The organism is Enterobacter cloacae complex sp. XAL002 (assembly GCF_049236805.1).
Classification (GTDB): domain Bacteria; phylum Pseudomonadota; class Gammaproteobacteria; order Enterobacterales; family Enterobacteriaceae; genus Enterobacter; species Enterobacter intestinihominis.
The window spans coordinates 1-21,458 of the sequence record NZ_JBMKJN010000011.1; the positions used below are offsets into that span (position 1 = coordinate 1).

The following is a 21,458-nucleotide window of genomic DNA, read 5'->3' on the forward strand; positions in this document are numbered from 1 at the left end:
GACAGCCCTCAGTCATTTAGAAAGCAACTTTATTGCTTCTGCATAAAAAAATTACTGGGATCCCTCTCCCGGTGGGAGAGGGTTAGGGTGAGGGCATCAGGCCGCAGAGCCTGATTGTCGGGTGGCGGCTTCGCCTTACCCGACCTACAAAACCTACTTCCGGTGAATGAATTCGACCGCTTTATCCGGGAAATCCGTAAACAATCCGTCCACATCCGCCTGGTTATACAGCACGTCGTAAAGCTGATTCACGTCCGTCGCATACTCCGGCAGCTGGTCTGCACGCACGGTATACGGATGCACCTGCATCTTGCTCGCATGCGCCTCTTTCACCATCGCCGTCAGCTTCACGTGGCCCGGCGTTGAGCCTTCCGCCACCAGCATGTGGTAATCCGGCCCGATGCCGTCGGCGTACTGCGCAATCTGCTTCATCGCGCCCGGCTTAAACATCCAGTCGTAGCTGTAGTTCACCCACTTCCCGTCCGGCTGTTTTTCCTGAGTTTCATTCCAGTCGGTATAGGCAATCAGCTGCACCAGATTGAGATCCATCCCCATCTTCGGCTCCAGCTCAGTTTTGATGCGCTTCAGTTCCGCGGCATCGAAACATTGCAGGAAAACCTTATCCTGCTTGCTGGTGTAGCCGTACTTTTTCAGTACCTCCAGCGTCTTCGCGGCAATGTCTTTTCCTTCCTGATGGTGGAACCACGGCGCTTTGATTTCCGGGTAGATACCGATATTTTTGCCCGTCGAGTGGTTCAGCCCCTGAACAAACTCGATCTCCTCTTCGAAGGTGTGAATACGGAAGTCAGACTTGCCCATCGGGAAACGCCCCGGATAGACCTGCACCTTCTTACCGTTCTCAATCTCGAAGCCCTCGGTAAACTTCAGCGAGCGGATCTCCGCCAGCGTGAAGTCGATGGCGTAGTAGCGGCCATCTTTACGGGCGCGGTTCGGGAAACGCTCCGCCACGTCCGTCACGCGGTCAAGATAGTGGTCATGCAGAACGACTAGCTGGTCGTCCTTCGTCATCACCAGATCCTGCTCCAGATAATCTGCGCCTTGGGCATAGGCCATCGCTTTTGCCGGCAGCGTATGCTCCGGCAGATAACCGCTGGCGCCACGGTGGGCGATCACGATTTTATCCGCCGCCAGCGCGGAGCCTGTCATCAGGCCCGCCAGCAGCAGGCCTGTCGCTAACTGAGTTAATTTCATCGCAATGCTCCTTACTGACGACGCGCCAGCACCTCGGCATGGTGACGTTTTTCACCAATCATCACGACGATCAACAGCAGAACCGCCAGCACGCTGCCGCCAATCATCACCATAAAGCCACCGTCCCAGCCGAAGAAATCGACGGTGTAACCGACGATGGCACTTGCCGCCACTGAACCGCCGAGGTAGCCAAACAGACCGGTAAAGCCTGCCGCCGTGCCTGCCGCTTTCTTCGGCGCCAGCTCCAGCGCGTGCAGGCCGATCAGCATAACCGGACCATAAATCAGGAAGCCGATTACGATCATACAGGCCATATCCACACCCGGATTACCCGGCGGGTTAAGCCAGTAAACGACCGTCGCGATGGTCACCAGCGTCATAAAGAACACGCCTGTCGCCCCACGGTTGCCCTTAAACACTTTGTCCGACATCCAGCCGCAGATCAGCGTGCCGGGAATGCCCGCGTATTCATACAGGAAATAGGCCCAGGAGGATTTATCCAGCGCGAAGTGCTTCACCTCTTTCAGGTAAGTCGGGGACCAGTCGAGGATGCCGTAGCGCAGCAGGTAGACAAACACGTTCGCCACCGCGATGTACCACAGCAGCTTGTTTGGCAGCACATACTTCATGAAGATCTGTTTCGCGGTCAGCTCTTCTTCGTGCTTCTCGCTGTAATCATCCGGGTAGTCGTTTTTGTACTCTTCAATCGGCGGCAGGCCGCAGGACTGCGGCGTGTCGCGCATCAGGGCGAAGGCGATAATCGCCACCAGAATGGCGCCAAAGGCAGGCATATAGAGCGCCGCGTGCCAGTCGTTGAACCAGGCCATCCCCAGCAGGAACAGCAGCGGCGGAAGCCCGCCCCCGACGTTATGCGCGCAGTTCCAGACCGATACAATCCCACCGCGCTCTTTCTGTGACCACCAGTGCACCATGGTACGTCCGCATGGCGGCCACCCCATCCCCTGGAACCAGCCGCAGAGGAACAGCAGTACGAACATGACGGCAATGCTGGAGGTCGCCCATGGCACAAAGCCCATGAACAGCATCACCGCTGCCGCGAGGATCAGACCGGCGGGCAGGAACACGCGCGGATTCGAGCGATCCGACACCGACCCCATAATGAACTTCGAAAAACCGTACGCGATGGAGATCCCTGACAGCGCAAAGCCCAGATCGCCGCGGGAGAAGCCTTGTTCCACCAGGTACGGCATGGCGAGCGCAAAGTTTTTACGTACCAGATAGTACGCCGCATACCCGAAGAAGATCCCGAGGAAGATTTGCCAACGCAGACGGCGGTAGAGAGGATCAATCTCTGCCTCTGGCAGTCGCGCCCGGTGTGGCGCAGGTTTAAAGATACTGAGCATAACAGCCTCCGTGGCCTTTCAAAAATGACCGGGCATCTCGCGCCCGGCTACAGAGGCGGCGATGTTAAGAAATCACGGTGAATGTTACTGTGAATCAACGCACAGATTGTTACAGAAATATGACAGAATGCGCAAAAAAGCGCATGAAATCACGTTTCACTTTCGAATTTCGCGCGTTTATGTTCGAAATCAAACAAACCACACGATCAATGTGGCTAAATGCTAAAAAACGAACATAGAGGAAAGGCAATGACAATTCACGGTCCACGCTTCAGCGATGTGATTATCATTGGCGGTGGCGCGACGGGTGCCGGCATCGCACGCGACTGCGCCTTGCGGGGATTGAGCGTCACGCTTCTGGAGCGCCACGACATCGCCACCGGCGCAACGGGGCGTAACCACGGTCTGTTGCACAGCGGCGCCCGCTATGCGGTCACTGACGCTGAGTCCGCGCGCGAGTGTATTGCTGAAAACCAGATCCTCAGGCGCATCGCCCGCCACTGCGTTGAACCGACCAACGGCCTTTTTATCACCCTTCCCGAGGATGACCTCGGCTTTCAGCAAACCTTTATTACCGCCTGCACGGCGGCAGGCATTCAGGCCGAGGCGCTCGATCCTGCGCAGGCGCGCCGTCTGGAACCCTCGGTAAACCCGGCGTTACTGGGCGCGGTAAAAGTGCCTGACGGAACCATTGATCCTTTCCGCCTGACCGCCGCCAATATGCTCGACGCGCGGGAACACGGTGCACAGATCCTGACCGGGCATCACGTCACCGGGCTTATTCGTGAAGGTAATACCGTACGCGGGGTGCGCGTGTGTGATACGCAGTACAATGAACACCGCGAGCTGTATGCCACCGTCGTGGTCAACGCGGCGGGGATCTGGGGCCAGCGCATCGCGGAATACGCCGATTTATCCGTCCGCATGTTCCCGGCCAAAGGCTCGCTGCTGATCCTCGACCATCGCATCAATAACCATGTCATCAACCGCTGCCGTAAACCGTCTGACGCCGACATCCTCGTGCCGGGGGACACCATTTCGTTGATCGGCACGACCTCAATGCATGTGGACTACAGCGAAATTGATTACAACCGCGTTACCGCCGAAGAGGTGGATATTCTGCTGCGCGAAGGGGAAAAGCTGGCCCCGGTGATGGCGCAGACGCGTATTCTGCGTGCCTACGCGGGCGTGCGTCCCCTCGTCGCCAGCGACAACGATCCGAGCGGGCGTAACGTCAGCCGCGGCATCGTGCTGCTCGATCACGCCGAACGTGACGGCATGGACGGGTTTATCACCATTACCGGCGGCAAGCTGATGACCTACCGGCTGATGGCGGAGTGGGCCACCGATGCCGTCTGCCGTAAGCTCGGTAACACCGCGCCGTGCGTGACGGCGGAGCGGGCCCTGCCCGGCTCGCAGCAATCGACAGAAAAAACGCTGCACAAAATCATTTCACTTCCTGCCCCGCTTCGCGGTTCGGCGATTTACCGCCACGGCGACCGCACCCCGACCTGGCTTGGTGAAGGGCGACTCAGCCGCAGCCTGGTGTGCGAATGCGAAGCCGTGACCGCAGGCGAGGTGCAATATGCCGTGGAAAACCTGACGGTGAACAACCTGCTTGATTTACGCCGCCGCACGCGAGTCGGGATGGGCACCTGTCAGGGGGAGCTGTGCGCCTGCCGTGCCGCCGGGCTGCTGCAACGTTTTCATGCCACCACCTCAACCCAGTCGCTCGCCCAGCTCAGCGATTTTTTAAATGAGCGCTGGAAAGGCATTCAGCCCGTCGCCTGGGGCGATGCCCTGCGCGAAAGTGAGTTTACCCGCTGGGTCTATCAGGGACTTTGCGGTCTGGAGAAGGAGCACAACCATGAAATTTGATACCGTGATTGTGGGTGGAGGGCTGGCGGGCCTGCTTTGCGGTCTCAAACTGACGCAGCGGGGTCTGCGCTGCGCCATTGTCACTCGCGGTCAAAGTGCCCTGCACTTCTCTTCCGGCTCGCTGGATTTACTGGGCGCGCTATCGTTCGCCGATCTGCCGCCTGAACATCCCTACCGCCTGACGGGCGCAGAGAATATGGCCCGCTTTGCCTGCGAAACCGAACACCTGCTGACCGCCTGCGGCGCACGCATGCAGGGTGACGCCGAGCAAAATCATCAGCGCGTCACGCCGCTCGGCACTCTGCGCGCCGCCTGGCTTAGCCCGGAAGAGGTGCCTGTCGCCCCCATCGCTGCCGGGCGCGTGCGGGTGGTGGGGATCAGCGGTTTCCTTGATTTCCAGCCGCATCTTGCCGCCGCGTCTCTCAGACAGCAAGGGATTCAGGTGGATACGGCGGAGATTGATCTCCCCGAGCTCGACGTGCTGCGCGAAAACCCCAGCGAGTTTCGTGCGGTGAACATTGCCCGCCTGCTGGATAATGAACGCTACTGGCCGCAGCTGTACGCGGCGCTTCAGCCGCTCGGCGAGAGCTGCGACGCCCTGTTTATGCCCGCCTGTTTTGGCTTAACGGACAACCGGCTCTGGCGCTGGCTCTCGGCGCGCCTGCCCTGTACGCTCGGTTTACTGCCGACGCTCCCCCCTTCCGTGCCCGGCATTCGTCTGCATACCCAGCTTCAACGTCAGTTTGTCGCCCAGGGTGGCGTCTGGATGGCAGGCGACGAGGTGAAAAAAATCACCCTGGCAGAGGGCGCGGTAAGCGAAATCTGGACCCGCAACCACGGCGACATCCCGCTTCGTGCACGCTATACGGTGCTGGCAAGCGGCAGCTTCTTCAGTAACGGTCTGCTGAGCAGCCGGGATGGCGTGCGTGAGGCAATTCTCGGGCTGGATGTCCGGCAAAGCGCTTCCCGCGCGGACTGGTATCAAAGCGATTTCTTCACCCCGCAGCCCTGGCAGCAGTTCGGCGTGATCGTCGATACCCAGCTGCGCCCGCAGCTGGGCGGGGAACCGGTTGAAAATCTTTACGCCATCGGCTCGGTTCTGGGCGGGTACGATCCCGTGGCACAGGGCTGCGGTGGCGGCGTCTGCGCCGTCACCGCGCTGCATGTCGCGGAGCAGATTATCCAGCGCAGGGAGGGAGCACAATGAACGACACCCGATTTGAAAGCTGTATCAAATGCACGGTCTGCACCACGGTTTGCCCGGTCAGCGGCGTCGATCCGCGCTATCCCGGCCCGAAACAGGCCGGCCCCGACGGGGAGCGTCTGCGCCTGAAGGACGGCGCGCTCTACGACGAGGCGCTGAAATACTGCATAAACTGCAAACGCTGCGAAGTTGCCTGCCCGTCGGACGTGAAAATAGGCGATATCATCCAGCGCGCCCGCGCCCGCTACAGTACGCAAAAACCGACGCTGCGCGACACGATACTGAGCCACACCGATCTGATGGGCAGCCTCTCGACGCCTTTCGCGCCGGTCGTCAATGCCGCCACCGCCCTGAAGCCGGTGCGCAGGCTTCTGGATGCGACGCTCAAAATCGACCATCACCGCAGTCTGCCGAAATATTCTCACGGCACCTTCCGCCGCTGGTATAAATCCGTGGCGGCAGAACAGGCGCAGTTCGCTGAGCAGGTTGCCTTCTTCCACGGCTGCTACGTGAACTACAACCATCCGCAGCTGGGAAAAGACCTGCTGAAAGTGCTGAACACCATGGGGACGGGCGTTCAGCTGCTGAGCAAAGAGAAGTGCTGCGGCGTTCCGCTGATTGCCAACGGTTTTACCGACAAAGCGCGCAGGCAGGCAAAAAGCAACGTCACCTCTTTACGTGAGGCGATCGTCGACAAAGGGATACCGGTACTGGCGACGTCGTCAACCTGTACCTTCACGCTGCGCGATGAATATCCGCATCTGCTGGATGTGGATAACACCGGCCTGCGCGAGCACATTGAGCTGGCGACCCGTTTTCTCTGGCGCAAACTTGACAGTGGGCAGACGTTACCGCTGGGCAAATTGCCGCTGAAGGTGGTGTATCACACGCCATGTCATATGGAGAAGATGGGCTGGTCGATCTATACGCTGGAGCTGCTGCGGCTGATCCCGGGGCTGGAGCTGACGGTGCTGGACTCACGCTGCTGCGGCATCGCTGGCACCTACGGATTCAAGCGTGAAAACTACCCAACGTCACAGGCCATTGGCGCGCCGCTGTTCCGGCAGATTGAAGAGAGCGGCGCAGATATCGTGGTGACGGATTGTGAAACCTGCAAGTGGCAGATCGAGATGTCCACCAGCAAACGCTGTGAACATCCCATTACCTTGCTGGCAAAAGCGCTGGCGTAACCGTTGCCGGGGACACTGCCCCGGCACATCCTCACTCTACGAACAGCGATTCCACGACGTTGATCCAGCCGTGCTCGCTGGCGACCTCTTTCCCGTTCAGCCAGCGGCGCAGCATGTTCAGCGCCATCATCGCGCACACCTCCTGACGCACGGCCAGGCTGTGGCGGGTAATACTCATCTTCACCCGCAGGGCGTGGGTCCCTTCCGGCGTTGCCAGGGCAAAGTTGAGATGCTCCTCATCCAGCCCGCCCACAAACAGCGCCAGTCCGGCGAAATGCTTCACTCTGCGCTCGGATGCCCAGCGCGCCGTCTGCGCCAGCGTCTCCTGCTGGAACGGCACCACTTCACTGGCCAGCAGCGGCGCACCCGCCCGGGTAAGCTGAAGCGCCAGAAGCCCACCGGTAAACTGCTCGCTTAACGTCACGCTCAGCTGGCGGGACTGCAAATGCGCTGCGATCTGCGCCGGCAGCCCTTCCGTTCCTTCGAAAATCAGGCTTTCCCCGGCGACGCGCTGCACTTCCGGCCACAGCGCCAGCATAGCGGCTTTCTCTGACGCCGGTCCGGTCAGCTTCAGTTCAATAATCGGCATGGAGGAGCGATAGCCCATCGACACGCCGGGAGGCAGTTGCAGGTGATCGAGGCTCTGAGCCAGATCGCTTTCCGAGCGGCCAAAGGTGGTCAGACGCAGGCACAGCGGCGGTTCAGGCAGTGTGAAGCGCGCGCGCAGGCGCGGCAGGATCTGCTGCTCGACCATCACTTTAAATTCCGACGGCACGCCCGGGGTGAAGAACATCAGGCAGCGGTTCAGCTGAACGGCAAACCCGCAGGCGGTGCCGACCGGGTTATCAATCAGTTCCGCGCTGGCGGGAATTTCAGCCTGCTTGCGGTTGCTGGGGGCCATCACGCGGCCACGCTCGGAGAAAAATCGCTCCATCTGTGCCAGCCACGCCTCGTGCAGGACCAGGCCTTCACCTCTGGCCGTGGCGGCGGCCAGCGCGCTGAGATCGTCGCTGGTGGGCCCAAGCCCGCCGTTCACAATCAGCACGTCGCAGCGTTCGCTGCGCTCGCGCAGAACGTTGACCAGCGACTCAAGATTGTCACCCACGGTGTTGCGGCGCGTTAACGGTAATCCTTGCTCAAAGAAGAGATCGGCGAGCCAGGCGGCATTGGTATCAATGATTTGCCCATGCAGCACTTCGTCGCCAGTGGATAACATTTCCACGTTTATCATTGTGTTCTCCCATTTCAATGGTCAAAACACTATAGCGCAATCGAAGACCGGGGGAAGAGAGAAACTGGCGCGACTGAACGCCGCGCCGAAAGGATTAGAAACCTGCGCTCACACCGATGTAGGGACCATCTGCCAGCGCGTTGTCGCGGTGGCCGTCTTTACCCGCCAGGTTCAGATAACGATAACCCGCTTCGATGGTGACAGGACGGATGATGGTCCAGCGTCCACCCACGTTGGCTTCCTCATAGCTATCGATACCGCTGGAGAGGGAATCCGGAGAGTAGTAGTACTCACCGAACAGGCCAAAGCTGTCGCCGATTTTCCATTGCAAACCGCCGCCCACTGCCGCCGCGTAACCTTCGTCACCGTCGTTCGGGTTGGTGTAAATCCCTTTACCGCCGACTGTCGCCAGGAAAGGACCCAAAGGTACGTTGAAGCCCAGCCCCAGGCTTGCCGCATCCCCATCGTCGTCGTTATGCGTCCAGCCGCCGGTCATCGCCAGGCCTGCGCTATCCGTGCCAAGACCAAAGCCCAGGTGGGTATAATCTTCGCCCGCCGAGCCGTTGAAGGAAATAGCGTTGGCTGCTGCCGATACAAACATCAGGCCTAAGCCCATTAATGCCACTTTTTTCATTGTCGTGATCCCGCACAATATATTCAGAGATGTCCAAAAACCGCGAGATTTTAACCTGACTGTCTGTGGGATCAATGCGCTCAGTAGACATCGGGCAATTAGTTTGTAACGATTTGATAATATCGGTATTTATATCATCAATAAAAAACGCATTTTTACGCACAGGCCGCCCAGATTTTCACTGGGCATCAGCTGAAGATGGCTGCGGTGCAGGCGGGCAATATCGTTGGCCAGCGCCAGGCCAATGCCGGACCCGGCGGCATCGCCCACGTTATCCAGCCGATGAAACGGCAGCATGGCCTGGGAGATCTGGTCTTCGGCAATACCCGGTCCGCTGTCCTCCACGCTCAGCTCAACGGCATCGTTATCCATGCGCAGGTACACCGTCACGATGCCCTGCTCCGGCGTGTATTTGATCGCGTTCTCCAGCAGGTTAGCGCAGAGTTCGCCCAGCAAAACGTCATCCCCCTCAATCATTACCGGCTGCTGTACGCCGTCATAACCGAGATCGATACCCTTGCTGCGCGCCTGTGCCAGCCGCGAAAAGCAGCAGTTTTGCACCACCTGTACCAGATCGACAGGGGCAAACTGTCGCTCCCCCTGCTCTTTCCGCTTCACCGCCGAAAGCTGTAAAAGCCTTTCCGTCAGCACGATGGTGTTATCCAGCGTAACGTTCATTGCCCGTAAGCTCTCCTGCCACAGCGCCGGATCGTTACGCGTCAGAGCAACGGATACCTGCGTTTTTAGCACCGCCAGCGGCGTTTTGAGCTGGTGTGAGGCATCGGCATTGAAGCGCTCCTGCCGCGAAAGTACGCCGCGCAACCGGTCGATATAACGGTTAAACGCCACAATCAGCAGCCGCGTTTCCGACCAGGGCAGCAGCTCCGGCAGCGGGGCCAGCAGCCCGGGCTCACGGCGCACCATCAGCGAAGAGAGTTGCCGCATTGGGCGCAGCACGCGGCGCAGCAGCCAGGCGGTCAGGACCAGCGTCAGCAGCACCAGCAGCCCCTGCGACACGAGTGAGGAAAACAGCAGCTGTGTGGCCAGATAGCGCCGCGACTGCAACGTTTCTGCGACATAAATTTCCGCCATCCCGAACACATTATCTTCGTTAACCGGCTGGAGCAGCTTCGCCACGCGGATCGCCTGCCCGCGATACTCGGTATGATAAAACCACGCCAGCGCCGGATAGTGAGTGGTGCGCGACGTGGAGGGAGGCATATTTGGCAGATCGTCATACCCAGAGATCGTCCGCCCGTCAGGGTCAACCACCTTGTAGTAGAGGCGATCGTTCATGTTCAGCTCAAAGCTGTCGAGCACGACCCAGGGCACGTTCACCAGCAGCTTGCCCTTGTGCACCACCAGCCGCTCAGACACGGTGCGCGCCGAGGATAACAGCGTACGGTCATAGGCCTGCGTCGCCGCCTGTAGCGCGCTAACGTAGCTGTTAAAGGCTGACAGCCCCCATAACAGCAGCAGCGGCAAACCCAGAAAGAGCAAAAGTTGCAGGTAAAGCGACTGCGGCTTAACCCACTTCATCGCCGCACTCCAGCACGTAGCCCAGTCCCCGGAGGGTGGTGATCCGCACGCCGCTGCCGGTCAGCTTCTTACGCAGGCGGTGAATATAGAGATCGATACTCTCGGGGCTGACGTCGTCGTTCAGGCTGAACACCTGGTCGAAGAGCTGTTGCCGGGAGACGGGACGGGTCCGGCGGTGCATCAGCACCTTCAGCAAAGAGAGTTCGCGTGGCGTGAGGGAAAGGGGTTCATCGCGCAGCAGAAAAAAACCTTCATCATCGTACTCCAGCTCTCCCAGCCGCTGGCGCTCCTGGGTTCGCCCTTCGCTGCGGCGCAGCAGCGCACGCAGGCGGGCATCAAGCTCCTCCAGCTCGAACGGCTTCGGCAGATAGTCATCCGCCCCGGCATTCAGCCCTTTCACCCTGTCTGCCACGTTGCTGCGGGCGGTGAGAAATAGCACCGGCAGCGTCTGCCCGCGCTTTCTCAGACGATGCACCACTTCCAGCCCGTCGAAGCCGGGCATGCCGATATCAAGGATCGCGACGGCATAGTTTTCCCCCTGCAAAAGGTGATCGGCCGCCCGTCCATCGTTGACGCAATCCACGGCAAATCCGCTTTGTACCAGCGCTTTCTCCAGCCAGTGAGCCAGCTCACGATTATCTTCCGCGAGTAAGAGACGCATATCACATCCTGTAAAGTTGGTGTCGCAGTGAAAGGGAAATGAAAGGTTATTGTTTTAACAATCACGCAACGGAACCGCTACAAGGTGGTTCACATAATCAAAAAAAAGACACCCGTACTCGTACTCCCGGTTCTCCGGCGTGAGGATAAACGATGAAAAAACAATTACTTTCTACCCTTGCTGCAAGCGCATTGCTGTTGAGTGCCTCTGTCGTCCAGGCGCAGGACACCCCGTCCCGCACCGAGTGTATCGCACCGGCCAAACCCGGCGGCGGCTTTGACCTGACCTGTAAGCTGATTCAGGTCAGCCTGCTGGAGACGAAGGCCATTGAGAAACCGATGCGCGTCACCTACATGCCCGGCGGCGTGGGCGCGGTAGCCTATAACGCCATCGTCGCCCAGCGCCCTGCTGAACCCGGCACCGTGGTGGCCTTCTCCGGCGGCTCGCTGCTGAACCTGTCGCAGGGGAAATTTGGTCGTTATGACGTGAATGACGTGCGCTGGCTCGCCACCGTGGGCACCGATTACGGCATGATCGCCGTTCGCGCCGACTCCCCGTGGAAATCCCTGAAAGATCTGCTGACCGCCATGGAAAAAGATCCGAACAGCGTGGTGATTGGCGCAGGCGCCTCTATCGGCAGCCAGGACTGGATGAAAGCCGCGCTGCTGGCGCAGCAGGCCAAAGTGGATCCGCACAAAATGCGTTACGTGGCCTTTGAAGGCGGCGGTGAGCCGGTGACGGCGCTGATGGGCAATCACGTGCAGGCAGTATCGGGCGATCTCAGCGAAATGGTGCCCTACCTGAGCGGGGATAAGATCCGCGTGCTGGCGGTCTTCTCAGAAAATCGTCTGCCGGGCCAGCTGGCAGACGTCCCAACCGCCAAAGAGCAGGGTTATAACCTGGTCTGGCCGATCATCCGTGGCTTCTTCGTCGGGCCAAAAGTGACCGACGCCGAGTACCAGTGGTGGGTGGATACCTTCGCAAAACTTCAGCAAACCGAGGAGTTCAAAAAACAGCGCGATCTGCGCGGGCTGTTTGAGTTCAACCTGAACGGCAAGCAGCTGGACGAGTACGTGAAAAAACAGGTGAATGACTACCGCGAACAGGCGAAAGCCTTTGGTCTGGCGAAATAACCGGAGGCGCTATGAGCGATCGCATTTTTGCCGGGATATGGCTGCTGCTCTGCATTGGCGGCCTGTTCGTCGCCTGGCAGATCCACAGCGAATACAGCTATGAACCCGTGGGGCCACGCCCCTTTCCCGTCGGCATTGTTGGCCTGATGCTGCTCTGTTCGGTGGCCCTGCTGCTGCGCCATCCGGACACCGTGGAGTGGCCGCCACGCCGCACGCTGCAACGTCTGCTGGTAATGGTGATTGTTCTGCTGATGTACGCGTGGGGCTTTGAGTGGCTCGGCTTCCCGATCGCCACCGCCCTGCTGACGATGGTGATTGGCATACTGTTTAACGCCTCGCTGCCTGCGGCGGGGATCTCCGGGGTCGTACTGGGCATTTTACTCTGGTACGCCTTCGACCGCCTGCTGGACGTGACCCTGCCGCTCGGCGCATGGTTTAACTAACGGAGCACGCTATGGATACCTGGATCTATCTCTCTCAGGGGTTCGCGGTAGCGATGACCCCGGAAAACCTGGTGATCGCCCTGATCGGCTGTTTCGTCGGGACGATCGTTGGCCTGCTGCCGGGCCTTGGGCCTATCAACGGCGTGGCGATTTTACTGCCGCTGGCCTTTGCGCTGCACCTGCCTGCGGAATCGGCGTTGATCCTGCTGGCGACGGTTTATATCGGCTGCGAATACGGGGGGCGTATTTCCTCGATACTGCTTAACGTGCCCGGAGATGCCGCTGCCATTATGACCGCGCTGGATGGTTATCCGATGGCGCAGCAGGGACGCGGCGGCGTAGCGCTCTCTATTTCCGCCGTCAGCTCGTTCTTTGGCTCCCTGATCGCCATTGGCGGCATCATCCTCTTCGCCCCGGCGCTGGCCCAGTGGTCGCTGGCGTTTGGTCCGGCCGAGTATTTTGCCCTGATGGTATTTGCCATCGCTTGTCTCGGCAGCATGATGGCGCAGAATCCGCTGAAGTCGTTTTTGTCTGCGTTGATTGGCCTCAGTCTGGCCACCGTCGGCGTGGATGCCAACACCGGGGTTTATCGCTTTACCTTCGACAGCGTTCATCTCTCCGACGGCGTGCAGTTTATCGTCGTGGTGATTGGTCTGTTCTCTGTCTCAGAAATCTTACTGATGCTGGAACATACCAGCAGCGGGCAGACGCTGGTGCGCAAAACCGGCCGCATGCTCTTTAATGCCAAAGAGGGGGCACAGTGTGTGGGTGCTACCCTGCGTTCGTCGGTGATTGGTTTCTTTGTCGGCATCCTGCCCGGCGCGGGGGCGACTATCGCCAGCGCCATCACCTACATGACCGAGAAAAAGCTGAGCGGTAACAGCGACAGCTTCGGCAAAGGCGATATCCGCGGCGTGGCGGCGCCGGAGGCGGCGAATAACGCCTCGGCCTGCGGCTCGTTTATCCCGATGCTGACCCTCGGCGTGCCGGGCTCCGGCACCACGGCGGTGATGATGGGCGCGCTGACGCTCTATAACATCACTCCCGGTCCGGCGATGTTTACCGAGCAGCCCGATATCGTCTGGGGCTTGATTGCGGCGCTGCTGATCGCCAACGTGATGCTGCTGGTGATGAACATCCCGCTGATCGGGCTGTTCACCCGCATGCTGACCATTCCCCTGTGGTTCCTGGTCCCGGCCATCGCCGCCGTCTCTGCGGTTGGGGTGTACGCGGTGCACAGCACCACCTTCGACCTGGTGTTAATGGTGCTGCTCGGCGTGCTGGGCTACATTCTGCGCAAGATGCACTTCCCGATGTCGCCGCTGATTTTAGGGTTTGTATTGGGGGAAATGCTGGAGCAGAACCTGCGCCGCGCCCTCTCCATCAGCAATGGCAACATGGCGATCCTGTGGGAGAGCAGCGTGACGAAGATCCTGCTGGCGATGGCGATCATGGTGATTGTCGTGCCGCCGGTGCTGCGCTGGATGCGTCGACGCCAGCAGAAACCGCAGCCGGATATCGGCTGATTAGCCCCTCAACAGGGCATTGACCCATTGCCTTAACGCCTGGCGGGAGATCTTTATCCCGCCATTTTTCAGTTCTGACGGCAGCGCCAGCCAGTGTACCGGCTGCTCAAAGCGCGCCAGCCTGCCCTGAACCCACTCCGGCAACAGCGTGATATCCGTGCCCGGCTCACATTCCACTACCGCCACCGGGCGTTGCCCGTATTCGGCGTCATCCAGCGGGACGATAAACACCTGGCTAACCTGCGGATGTGTGACGATAACGCGCTCCAGCGCTTCCGGCTGGATCCCTTCTCCGCCGCTGAAAAAGAGATTGTCCATTCGGCCCAGAATGGTCAGGCGTCCGTCATGCCACTCGCCGCGATCGCGGGTGGCGAACCAGCCCTGCTCGTTGACCAGCGGCAGTAAGGCGCCGTCTCGCCAGTAGCCCGCCGCCATGCTTTCCGCCCGGATCCAGACTTCACCGTTCACCACCTGAAGGTCTCTGCCCGGCAGCGCGCTGCCCACGTCCGGCGCGCCGTCGGCCTCTTTGGCGCAGACGGTGGAGGCGAACTCGGTCAGACCGTAGCCGCAGAACGTGCGGATCCCCTGCTTGCGCGCCTGTTCGGTCAGCTCAACGGGGATTTCCGCCCCGCCGAGCAGCACGGCTTTCAGCGCAACGGGATGGTGTGAATTGAGCAGCCGCCACAGCTGCGTCGGCACCAGCGAGGCGTGGGTACAGCCCTGCAGGGCCTGCTCCAGCGGCTGTTTTTCACGCACGGTGAGACGGCCTCCGCCCTGCAACCAGCGCCACAAAATCCCCTGACCGGAGACGTGAAACAGCGGCAAGGACAGCAGCCAGTCGTCATCACCGCCATAAGGCATCAGCGACAACACGCCTTTTGCGCTGGCAAGGTGGGCGGCACAGGTGTGCACCGCCGCTTTTGGCAAGCCGGTGGAGCCGGAGGTGAGCGTCATCGAGGCCAGCCGTTCTGCCTGCCACGTCACGCCGCCCTGCCCCTCACCCTCTCTTAATGCCAGCGCGGGCAGACCGTCATACTCACCGTTAAGCACCAGCGCAAAGCGCAGGGTCATCTGCGGCAGGAGGACGTCCAGCAGCGGACGGGGAAGCTGAGGGTTCACCGGCAAAATGCGGGCGCCGCACTGAAGCAACGCCAGCCAGGCCAGCAGGGTCTGCGGATGGTTGTGGGCGAGCAGCATGACGCCGTCACCGTCCCTGACACCCTGAGACTGAAAACCGGCTGCCAGACGATCGATACGCTCGCCCAGCTGTGACCAGTTGAGCGTTATATCGTCTAAACGCAGCGCGGGTGTATCGGCACTCCTGGAGCGCCAGTGCCGCCACGGCCAGTCGGTAAAAGTCATTGCAGCGGCTCCAGCGTCCCGACATCGAGGCACGGCAAGGTGCTGTCCGGCCACTGGCGAATCAGCTGGGCCTGCATCAGGTTTAGCGTATCAAGACCGGGAACGGTGTCCGGCGTTAACCATGCAGCGATGCGCGCCAGTTGCGTCAGCCCGAGGCTGGATTCGATGGATGAACTGATCACCGCCGTCAGCCCTGCGGCATGGGCCGCCGCAACCTGCTCGCGCACCTTGTCGAGGCTGCCGGTCAGCGTTGGCTTAATGACCACGGCACCGACGCCCGGCTCGGCGGCAAACGTAAAACCGGCTTCGCGCAGGCTCTCATCCCAGGCAATGGCAATGCCGGTTTCCCGGGCGAAGGCGCGAGAGTCGTCGCGCGTTTTGCACGGCTCTTCGAGAAACGCGATGCGGTTGCGGTACGCCGGGTTGACGTACTTCGCAAACTGCTGCGCCCTGAGCGGCGTCCAGGCGCGGTTGGCGTCCAGGCGCAGGTGCAGATCGGGAATGGCTTCCAGTAACAGGTTAACCACCATTCCGTCGCGCACCGCTTCGTACAGGCCGACCTTAATTTTCGCCACCTTCTCGCCAGGCATCCCGGAGAGCAGCGCGAAAAGTTCATCCGGATCGCCGGAACAGAGTGGCGCGGCGCGATAATTCGCCGCATCCGGCAAACGGCCGTCCAGCTCTGCCAGCGCGCAGCTGATGCCGAACGCGACGGAAGGAACGTCCGGCAGCGACGGATCTGCCCCCTCACGCCATTCGTGTGTCCAGGCCATCAGCGCCGCCTGCGCCTCATCCAGCGTTTCCAGGCTAAAGCCCGGAAGCGGGGCGATTTCGCCCCACCCTTCCCGCTCGCCCTGCCGGAGATGCACGAAAAAGCCATCACGGGTTTTTAACCGCCTTTCACGCAGTACCACGCCCGCGTCCATCGGTATCTGCCAGCGGTAAACCTGCGCGCGACGCATCACGGGTTCCGTTTGTATTTGCTGAAGTCTGGCTGGCGTTTTTCGTTGAACGCGTTGCGCCCTTCCTGACCCTCTTCGGTCATATAGAACAGCATGGTGGCGTTACCCGCCAGCTCCTGAAGTCCCGCCTGACCGTCACAGTCGGCATTGAGGGCCGCTTTCAGGCAGCGCAGCGCCATTGGGCTGTTTTGCAGCATTTCGCGACACCAGCGCACGGTCTCTTTTTCCAGATCGGCGATCGGCACCACGGTGTTAACCAGCCCCATGTCCAGCGCTTCCTGGGCGTTGTACTGACGGCACAGGAACCAGATTTCGCGGGCTTTTTTCTGGCCGACGATGCGCGCCATGTAGGATGCCCCCCAGCCGCCGTCGAAGGAGCCAACTTTCGGGCCAGTCTGGCCGAAAATGGCATTTTCCGCCGCGATAGTCAGGTCACACATCATGTGCAGCACATGACCGCCGCCGATGGAATAACCTGCCACCATCGCAACCACCGGTTTTGGACAGGTGCGGATCTGGCGCTGGAAATCCAGCACGTTCAGGTGGTGCGTGCCGGCATCATCCTGGTATCCGCCGTAGTCGCCGCGGACTTTCTGATCGCCGCCCGAGCAAAAGGCTTTCTCCCCTTCCCCGGTGAGGACGATGACGCCGATGTTGTCGTCGTAGCGGGCATCCGCCAGCGCCTGGATCATCTCTTTTACGGTCAGCGGACGAAACGCGTTGCGTACCTGTGGACGATTGATGGTGATTTTGGCGATACCATCGGTGGATTTGTGGTAGCGAATGTCGGTGTAGCCTTCGGAGCAGTCCTGCCATTCAACCGGCGCGTAAAGCATGTTTTCATCAGGATAGATCATAGCGTGTCCTTTGTTCGATAACGCAGTATCTGAGCCAGACTCGCGGCAACCGCTTCCGGGTTGTCCCGGTGGGCGTTGTGTCCGGCATGAGGGATAGCATGACGCATGGCGTTAAGTTCAGCAGCGATGGCTGCAAACTTCCCGTCACGTTCGCCATAGAGATAGTCGAAAGAAAAATCACGCGCGGTGAGCGCGGGACGTAAATCAGGCTGAACGGCAAGCGAGGTGGCTTCCAGCATCTCAGCCAGCCTCGGGCCGTTGTTCCGGCTACGCAGCGCGATCAGCGCGTTGCGCTGTTCATCCGTAAGGGAGGCAAAGACCGGCTGTTGATACCAGTCGGCAAAGACGGCCTCAAGCGGCTCACTGCGAAACCGTGACGCCCAGCGGCGGTCAGCGATCAGCCGCGCCTGTCGCGCATCGGCGTCTTGCAGGCCCGGGTGCCCACCTTCCACAATCACCCCGTCTAACCCCGCAGGATGCTGGCAGGCATGGAACATCGCAATGCGGCCACCGAGAGAGTACCCTACCAGCCAGTAATTTAGTATGTTGTAACTAATTAAGGTATGCGTGAGCAATTCACTTACCTCTGCAAAACCCGTCACGCCCGTATCCGCTGAACCACCGTGCCCGGGCAGGTCAAGGTAGAGTCTGGGGTAGTCATGCAGCGACGCCCCAACGGTCTGCCACTCACGACAGTCACCGGAAAAACCGTGCAAGAAAACCAGCCAGGGGTAGCCTGATTTTCCGGGCTGAGTGACGCCAGCGAGGATCACAGGTGACTCACCTGCGCCAGCAGATGTTGCAGCTTCTGCGCGCCATCAGAATCGTTTACCACCAGCTCAATCAGCGTCGCGCCAGGCTGCCGCCAGGCGGTGTTCAGCGCCGTCTCCAGCGCGTCCCAGTTTTCCGGGCGATGGTACTTCAGGCTGAACATGGCGGCGGCGTGTTCGAACTGCACGTTTTGCGGCATCAGATAGAAGCGCTCACGTTCGCTTTGCGGCGTCGGCAGCAGGGAGAAAATCTGTCCGCCGTTATTGTTAACAACAATCAGCACGAACGGAGCCGACGCCTGACGCAGGAGCGCCAGCGCGTTGAGATCGTAGAGGGCTGAGAGATCCCCCACAATCGCCAGCGTGGATTTTGCGCTGGCCCGCTGTACGCCAGCGGCGGTGGAGATCAGCCCGTCAATGCCGCTCGCGCCCCGGTTGCTGTATACCGGATAACCCGCGGGCAGCTGCGAAAAGGCGTCAATCAGGCGCACCACCAGGCTGTTACCGACAAAAAGTTGCCCCTGCTCGGGAAGATATTTGCGGATACGGTGCGCCAGCCCGGCTTCACTGAACTCCTCGCACTGCGCTTTGGTGAGTTCCCACGCCTGACGCGACAGCGCCGGGATCTCCACCGCCCAGGGTTTGCGTTTTTCCGCCGGATGCAATTCCAGCCAGCTGTCAATATCGCTCACCAGGCGGCGACCGCGATGGTGCGCCGGGTCAAGGCGTCCTTCGAGCGGATCCACCAGCCAGTACTCTTCTGGCGTACAGGTGGCCTGCCACTGGAGCAGTCGCTTGCCCGTCAGGCTCGAGCCCAGCTGGACGACAATTTGCGCCTGCGCCAGCTCGGTGACCGCTTTCGCGTTCCCCAGCCAGAGGTCAGCGCAGGGCAGCGGCTGGCCCGTCTGGGAAAGCACGTCACCAATCAGCGGCCAGCCAAGCGTTTGTGCCCACTCCGCCGCCAGCTTGCCTTCCGCCGCACTCATCCGCCCGGCAATCACCACCCCGCGCTTCTGGCGCCAGAAGAACCAGTCGCGCTGCTTAGCGCTTTCCAGATGCGTCTGCTCACGCAGCCAGGGCTTTTCGCTCTCCCACCATTCTCCCAGCTGCTGTTGCCAGGCTAGGCCGGTCTCGTTCATTTCGCCGTACAGCGGTTCGGCAAACGGGCAGTTAATGTGCAGCCCGCCGCTGCGCAGTGCGTTCATGGCGTGGTCGAGAGTTGAGACCAGCCAGCTGGCGGGAATATCCTGGGTGGGGCGCGGCAACGAGACCGTCTGTGAAGGATGCGAGGCAAAAATGCCAGGCTGACGAATCGCCTGGTTCGCGCCGCAGTCAATAAGTTCCGGAGGACGATCGGCGGTGAGTAAAATCAGCTTTTCGCCGGTTAACCCCGCTTCAATCAGCGCCGGATAGAGGTTTGCCACCGCCGTGCCGGAAGTCACTATCACCGCCACGGGCGCGTTGCTGACTTTCGCCAGCCCGAGCGCCAGGTGGCCGAGACCACGCTCGTCAAAATGGGTGTGATGAATAAAAGCCCTGTTTTCCGCCGCAGCAAGGGTGAGCGGCGTGGAGCGAGAGCCCGGAGCAATACACACATGCCTGACACCATGGCGGGTCAGGGCTTCAAGGATCACCGTCGCCCAGCGTCGGTTAAAAGAACTTACTGACATGAGATTGTCCAGTATCAAGAATGCGACACAGTATAAATAATAGAAAAAGTCAGAATTTTGATATGAATCGGGATTGCACGAATCAGTATTAATCCCTCAGGAGGAGGGAACGCAGCCCGGCGGCCTTATTTTCGATCTCCTGCCACTCCTGCTCTGGATCGGAGCCGCTGACGATGCCCGCCCCCGCATAAAGACGCAGCGCGGCGTCATGAACGCGGGCGGAGCGTAATGCCACGCAGAACTCGCTTTGATCGCGCGATAAATAGCCCGCCGATCCGGCGTACCACTCCCGGTCAAACGGCTCCACTTTCGCAATAAATTCTCGCGCTGCCTGACGCGGCAGCCCGGCCACCGCCGCCGTCGGTTGCAGAATATGCAGACACTGCTCGTCATCAGACTGTTTGAGTTCGGTCCAGATACAGCGGCGTAAATGCTGCACCTTGCGCAGACGCAGCACCTGCGCTGGGAGGATCTCCAGCGTCCGGGTATGGTGCTGAAGACGCTGGCAGATATCTTCCACCACCAGCATATTTTCCCGCTGATTTTTGTCGTCGTTCATCAGCCAGTCGCCCAGACGCTGGGCCTGCTTATCGTCAGAATGGCTGGCGACGGTGCCTGCCAGCGCTTCAGTGCGCAGCAGCATGCCGCGTCGCCGCCACAGTCGCTCGGGCGTCGAGCCGAGGAACGCGTTGCTGGCGTCAAAGACCATACAAAAATGATAGCAGTTGAGGTTTAGCGCGCGGCTGGCGGCCATTAGCGCGATGGCGTTCACGGGCTGCTGGCACTGCACGTCTGTAGCACGTGCGAGCACCACTTTCTCAAAATCGCCGCGAGCAAGGGTATCCGTCGCCTGACGAATCAACGCCAACCATTCCGGTTTTTCCGGATGATGGGTTTCCTGCACAATCTGCACGGACAACGGGCGGATCGGCGCGGCGTCGCGCAGGTTATCAATAAACTTCAGTGCGTCACCGGCATCGTCACACAGCGACGTTTCGCTCCACAGTTGCAGGCGCAGCGTGGCGACCCCGCCAGACCGTCGCCAGAGAAGGCGCGGTAAAAACAGCTTTCCCTGTGCCGGGTTGAAGGCGTTCAGGCCGCAGATACGGGTATCATTGGCTACGTCATGGGTGTGCAAAAACCGGGAGGCCGAGGCCAGAGAGTCAAAATGGGCGAGGCTTCCGAGCGCGGCAAGTTCTTCATCACCGCTCCGCTGTTGCCAGTAAAACTGGGGATAGCATCGCTGCACACCCAGCCAGGCCAGCGGATCGAAGGCGTCGTTTAACGGGAAAGAGACATCGAAATGGCGTAAACCGGGTGTAGCGGGTAACGCTTGCGCAAGCTGAGTGCGCAGGCGTTCCAGCGCGATGGAAATCGAATGCACGCGAACCTCTCCCTGTTAAAACCTTACATTATACGGGGTACTGATGATAAATAGCAGTACCCACGTGTAGGGAGGGGTTTACCGGCTTAACGACGGGCTAACAGCAGGCCCAGCACCAGCCCTACGGCCGCACCGACCCCAATGCCCTGCCACGGCTTTTCGTGCACATAATCGTCGGCACGATAAACCGCCTGTTTGGCGCGGTAGTAGTAATTGTCGGATGCGTTGCTGACGCGGTTTTTCACGTCATGCAGCGCCTGCTCGGCGCGGGCTTTGAGCTCAATGTACTTCTGATCGGCAGGATCGCCTGAAGAGCGCAGTACTTCTTCCAGCGTTTCGCTTAACAGCGTTAGATCGTCGTCTGCTCGGGTATCCCAGGATTGAAATGACATATTTTTCTCCATGTTAGTACACCAGTCCGATAACTATAGACAACGT

The 21,458-nt window shown here is 60.0% G+C and carries 19 protein-coding genes; 6 read left to right on the forward strand and 13 right to left on the reverse strand.

All coding sequences use genetic code 11. From position 1 onward, the window contains the following. Positions 1–153 precede the first annotated feature (153 nt). On the reverse strand, positions 154–1,212 hold the full coding sequence (gene glpQ / locus ACOT0L_RS12335) for a glycerophosphodiester phosphodiesterase (protein WP_063199013.1): 1,059 nt from the start codon (positions 1,210–1,212) through the stop codon (positions 154–156). An 11-nt stretch (positions 1,213–1,223) separates the two neighbouring features. Further along, on the reverse strand, positions 1,224–2,576 hold the full coding sequence (glpT, locus tag ACOT0L_RS12340) for a glycerol-3-phosphate transporter (protein WP_022648804.1): 1,353 nt from the start codon (positions 2,574–2,576) through the stop codon (positions 1,224–1,226). 249 nt (positions 2,577–2,825) lie between these two features. Here glpT and glpA point away from each other — a divergent pair, with 249 nt between their 5' ends. The 3 genes from glpA to glpC are packed head-to-tail and all read left to right on the forward strand — an operon-like array spanning position 2,826 to position 6,848. Further along, the gene (glpA, locus tag ACOT0L_RS12345) at positions 2,826–4,454 is read left to right on the forward strand and encodes an anaerobic glycerol-3-phosphate dehydrogenase subunit A (protein ID WP_126503366.1); all 1,629 of its coding nucleotides are present in this window, start codon (positions 2,826–2,828) and stop codon (positions 4,452–4,454) included. Further along, positions 4,444–5,661, forward strand: a complete 1,218-nt coding sequence (gene glpB, locus ACOT0L_RS12350; protein WP_058646994.1) for a glycerol-3-phosphate dehydrogenase subunit GlpB — start codon at positions 4,444–4,446, stop codon at positions 5,659–5,661. Before glpA ends, glpB begins: the two co-directional genes overlap by 11 nt. Continuing rightward, a complete protein-coding gene (glpC, locus tag ACOT0L_RS12355; protein ID WP_126503364.1) occupies positions 5,658–6,848 on the forward strand; it encodes an anaerobic glycerol-3-phosphate dehydrogenase subunit GlpC in 1,191 nt (396 codons plus the stop codon). Before glpB ends, glpC begins: the two co-directional genes overlap by 4 nt. A gap of 31 nt (positions 6,849–6,879) precedes the next feature. Here glpC and ACOT0L_RS12360 read toward each other — a convergent pair whose 3' ends face one another. The 4 genes from ACOT0L_RS12360 to tctD form a co-directional block, all read right to left on the reverse strand. Further along, entirely contained in the window at positions 6,880–8,079 is a 1,200-nt protein-coding gene (locus tag ACOT0L_RS12360; RefSeq protein ID WP_023300615.1) for a nicotinamide mononucleotide deamidase-related protein YfaY, read from the reverse strand. Positions 8,080–8,173: 94 nt separating this feature from the next. Beyond that, complete coding sequence (locus ACOT0L_RS12365) at positions 8,174–8,713, reverse strand: YfaZ family outer membrane protein (RefSeq protein WP_022648809.1); 540 nt, start codon at positions 8,711–8,713, stop codon at positions 8,174–8,176. 129 nt (positions 8,714–8,842) lie between these two features. Then, on the reverse strand, positions 8,843–10,252 hold the full coding sequence (locus tag ACOT0L_RS12370; protein ID WP_023306632.1) for a sensor histidine kinase: 1,410 nt from the start codon (positions 10,250–10,252) through the stop codon (positions 8,843–8,845). Further along, positions 10,239–10,913, reverse strand: a complete 675-nt coding sequence (gene tctD, locus ACOT0L_RS12375) for a transcriptional regulator TctD (RefSeq protein ID WP_046619087.1) — start codon at positions 10,911–10,913, stop codon at positions 10,239–10,241. Before tctD ends, ACOT0L_RS12370 begins: the two co-directional genes overlap by 14 nt. Positions 10,914–11,065: 152 nt before the next feature. Here tctD and ACOT0L_RS12380 point away from each other — a divergent pair, with 152 nt between their 5' ends. The 3 genes from ACOT0L_RS12380 to ACOT0L_RS12390 are packed head-to-tail and all read left to right on the forward strand — an operon-like array spanning position 11,066 to position 14,015. Further along, positions 11,066–12,046 carry a Bug family tripartite tricarboxylate transporter substrate binding protein gene (locus ACOT0L_RS12380; protein WP_022648812.1) on the forward strand — a complete coding sequence of 327 codons (981 nt, stop codon included), beginning with the start codon at positions 11,066–11,068 and terminating at the stop codon, positions 12,044–12,046. Positions 12,047–12,057: 11 nt separating this feature from the next. Continuing rightward, positions 12,058–12,489, forward strand: coding sequence for a tripartite tricarboxylate transporter TctB family protein (locus ACOT0L_RS12385; RefSeq protein ID WP_022648813.1), 432 nt, complete (start codon positions 12,058–12,060; stop codon positions 12,487–12,489). Positions 12,490–12,500: 11 nt separating this feature from the next. Beyond that, complete coding sequence (locus ACOT0L_RS12390; protein WP_023300617.1) at positions 12,501–14,015, forward strand: tripartite tricarboxylate transporter permease; 1,515 nt, start codon at positions 12,501–12,503, stop codon at positions 14,013–14,015. Here ACOT0L_RS12390 and menE read toward each other — a convergent pair whose 3' ends face one another. From menE to elaB, 7 genes are all read right to left on the reverse strand, one after another. Next, positions 14,016–15,377, reverse strand: a complete 1,362-nt coding sequence (menE, locus tag ACOT0L_RS12395) for an o-succinylbenzoate--CoA ligase (protein WP_046619085.1) — start codon at positions 15,375–15,377, stop codon at positions 14,016–14,018. Next, on the reverse strand, positions 15,374–16,339 hold the full coding sequence (gene menC, locus ACOT0L_RS12400) for an o-succinylbenzoate synthase (RefSeq protein ID WP_023300619.1): 966 nt from the start codon (positions 16,337–16,339) through the stop codon (positions 15,374–15,376). Before menC ends, menE begins: the two co-directional genes overlap by 4 nt. Next, complete coding sequence (menB, locus tag ACOT0L_RS12405; RefSeq protein ID WP_014832749.1) at positions 16,339–17,196, reverse strand: 1,4-dihydroxy-2-naphthoyl-CoA synthase; 858 nt, start codon at positions 17,194–17,196, stop codon at positions 16,339–16,341. Before menB ends, menC begins: the two co-directional genes overlap by 1 nt. Then, positions 17,193–17,969 (reverse strand): 2-succinyl-6-hydroxy-2,4-cyclohexadiene-1-carboxylate synthase, encoded by a 777-nt coding sequence (gene menH, locus ACOT0L_RS12410; RefSeq protein ID WP_126503363.1) that lies wholly within the window; start codon positions 17,967–17,969, stop codon positions 17,193–17,195. Before menH ends, menB begins: the two co-directional genes overlap by 4 nt. Beyond that, complete coding sequence (gene menD / locus ACOT0L_RS12415) at positions 17,966–19,636, reverse strand: 2-succinyl-5-enolpyruvyl-6-hydroxy-3-cyclohexene-1-carboxylic-acid synthase (RefSeq protein ID WP_022648819.1); 1,671 nt, start codon at positions 19,634–19,636, stop codon at positions 17,966–17,968. The genes menH and menD overlap by 4 nt, the downstream gene beginning before the upstream one ends. A gap of 88 nt (positions 19,637–19,724) precedes the next feature. After that, positions 19,725–21,020 (reverse strand): isochorismate synthase MenF, encoded by a 1,296-nt coding sequence (gene menF / locus ACOT0L_RS12420; RefSeq protein ID WP_023306637.1) that lies wholly within the window; start codon positions 21,018–21,020, stop codon positions 19,725–19,727. 86 nt (positions 21,021–21,106) lie between these two features. After that, positions 21,107–21,412: a stress response protein ElaB gene (elaB, locus tag ACOT0L_RS12425; RefSeq protein ID WP_022648821.1), complete on the reverse strand. Its 306-nt coding sequence runs from the start codon at positions 21,410–21,412 to the stop codon at positions 21,107–21,109. Positions 21,413–21,458: the final 46 nt, after the last annotated feature.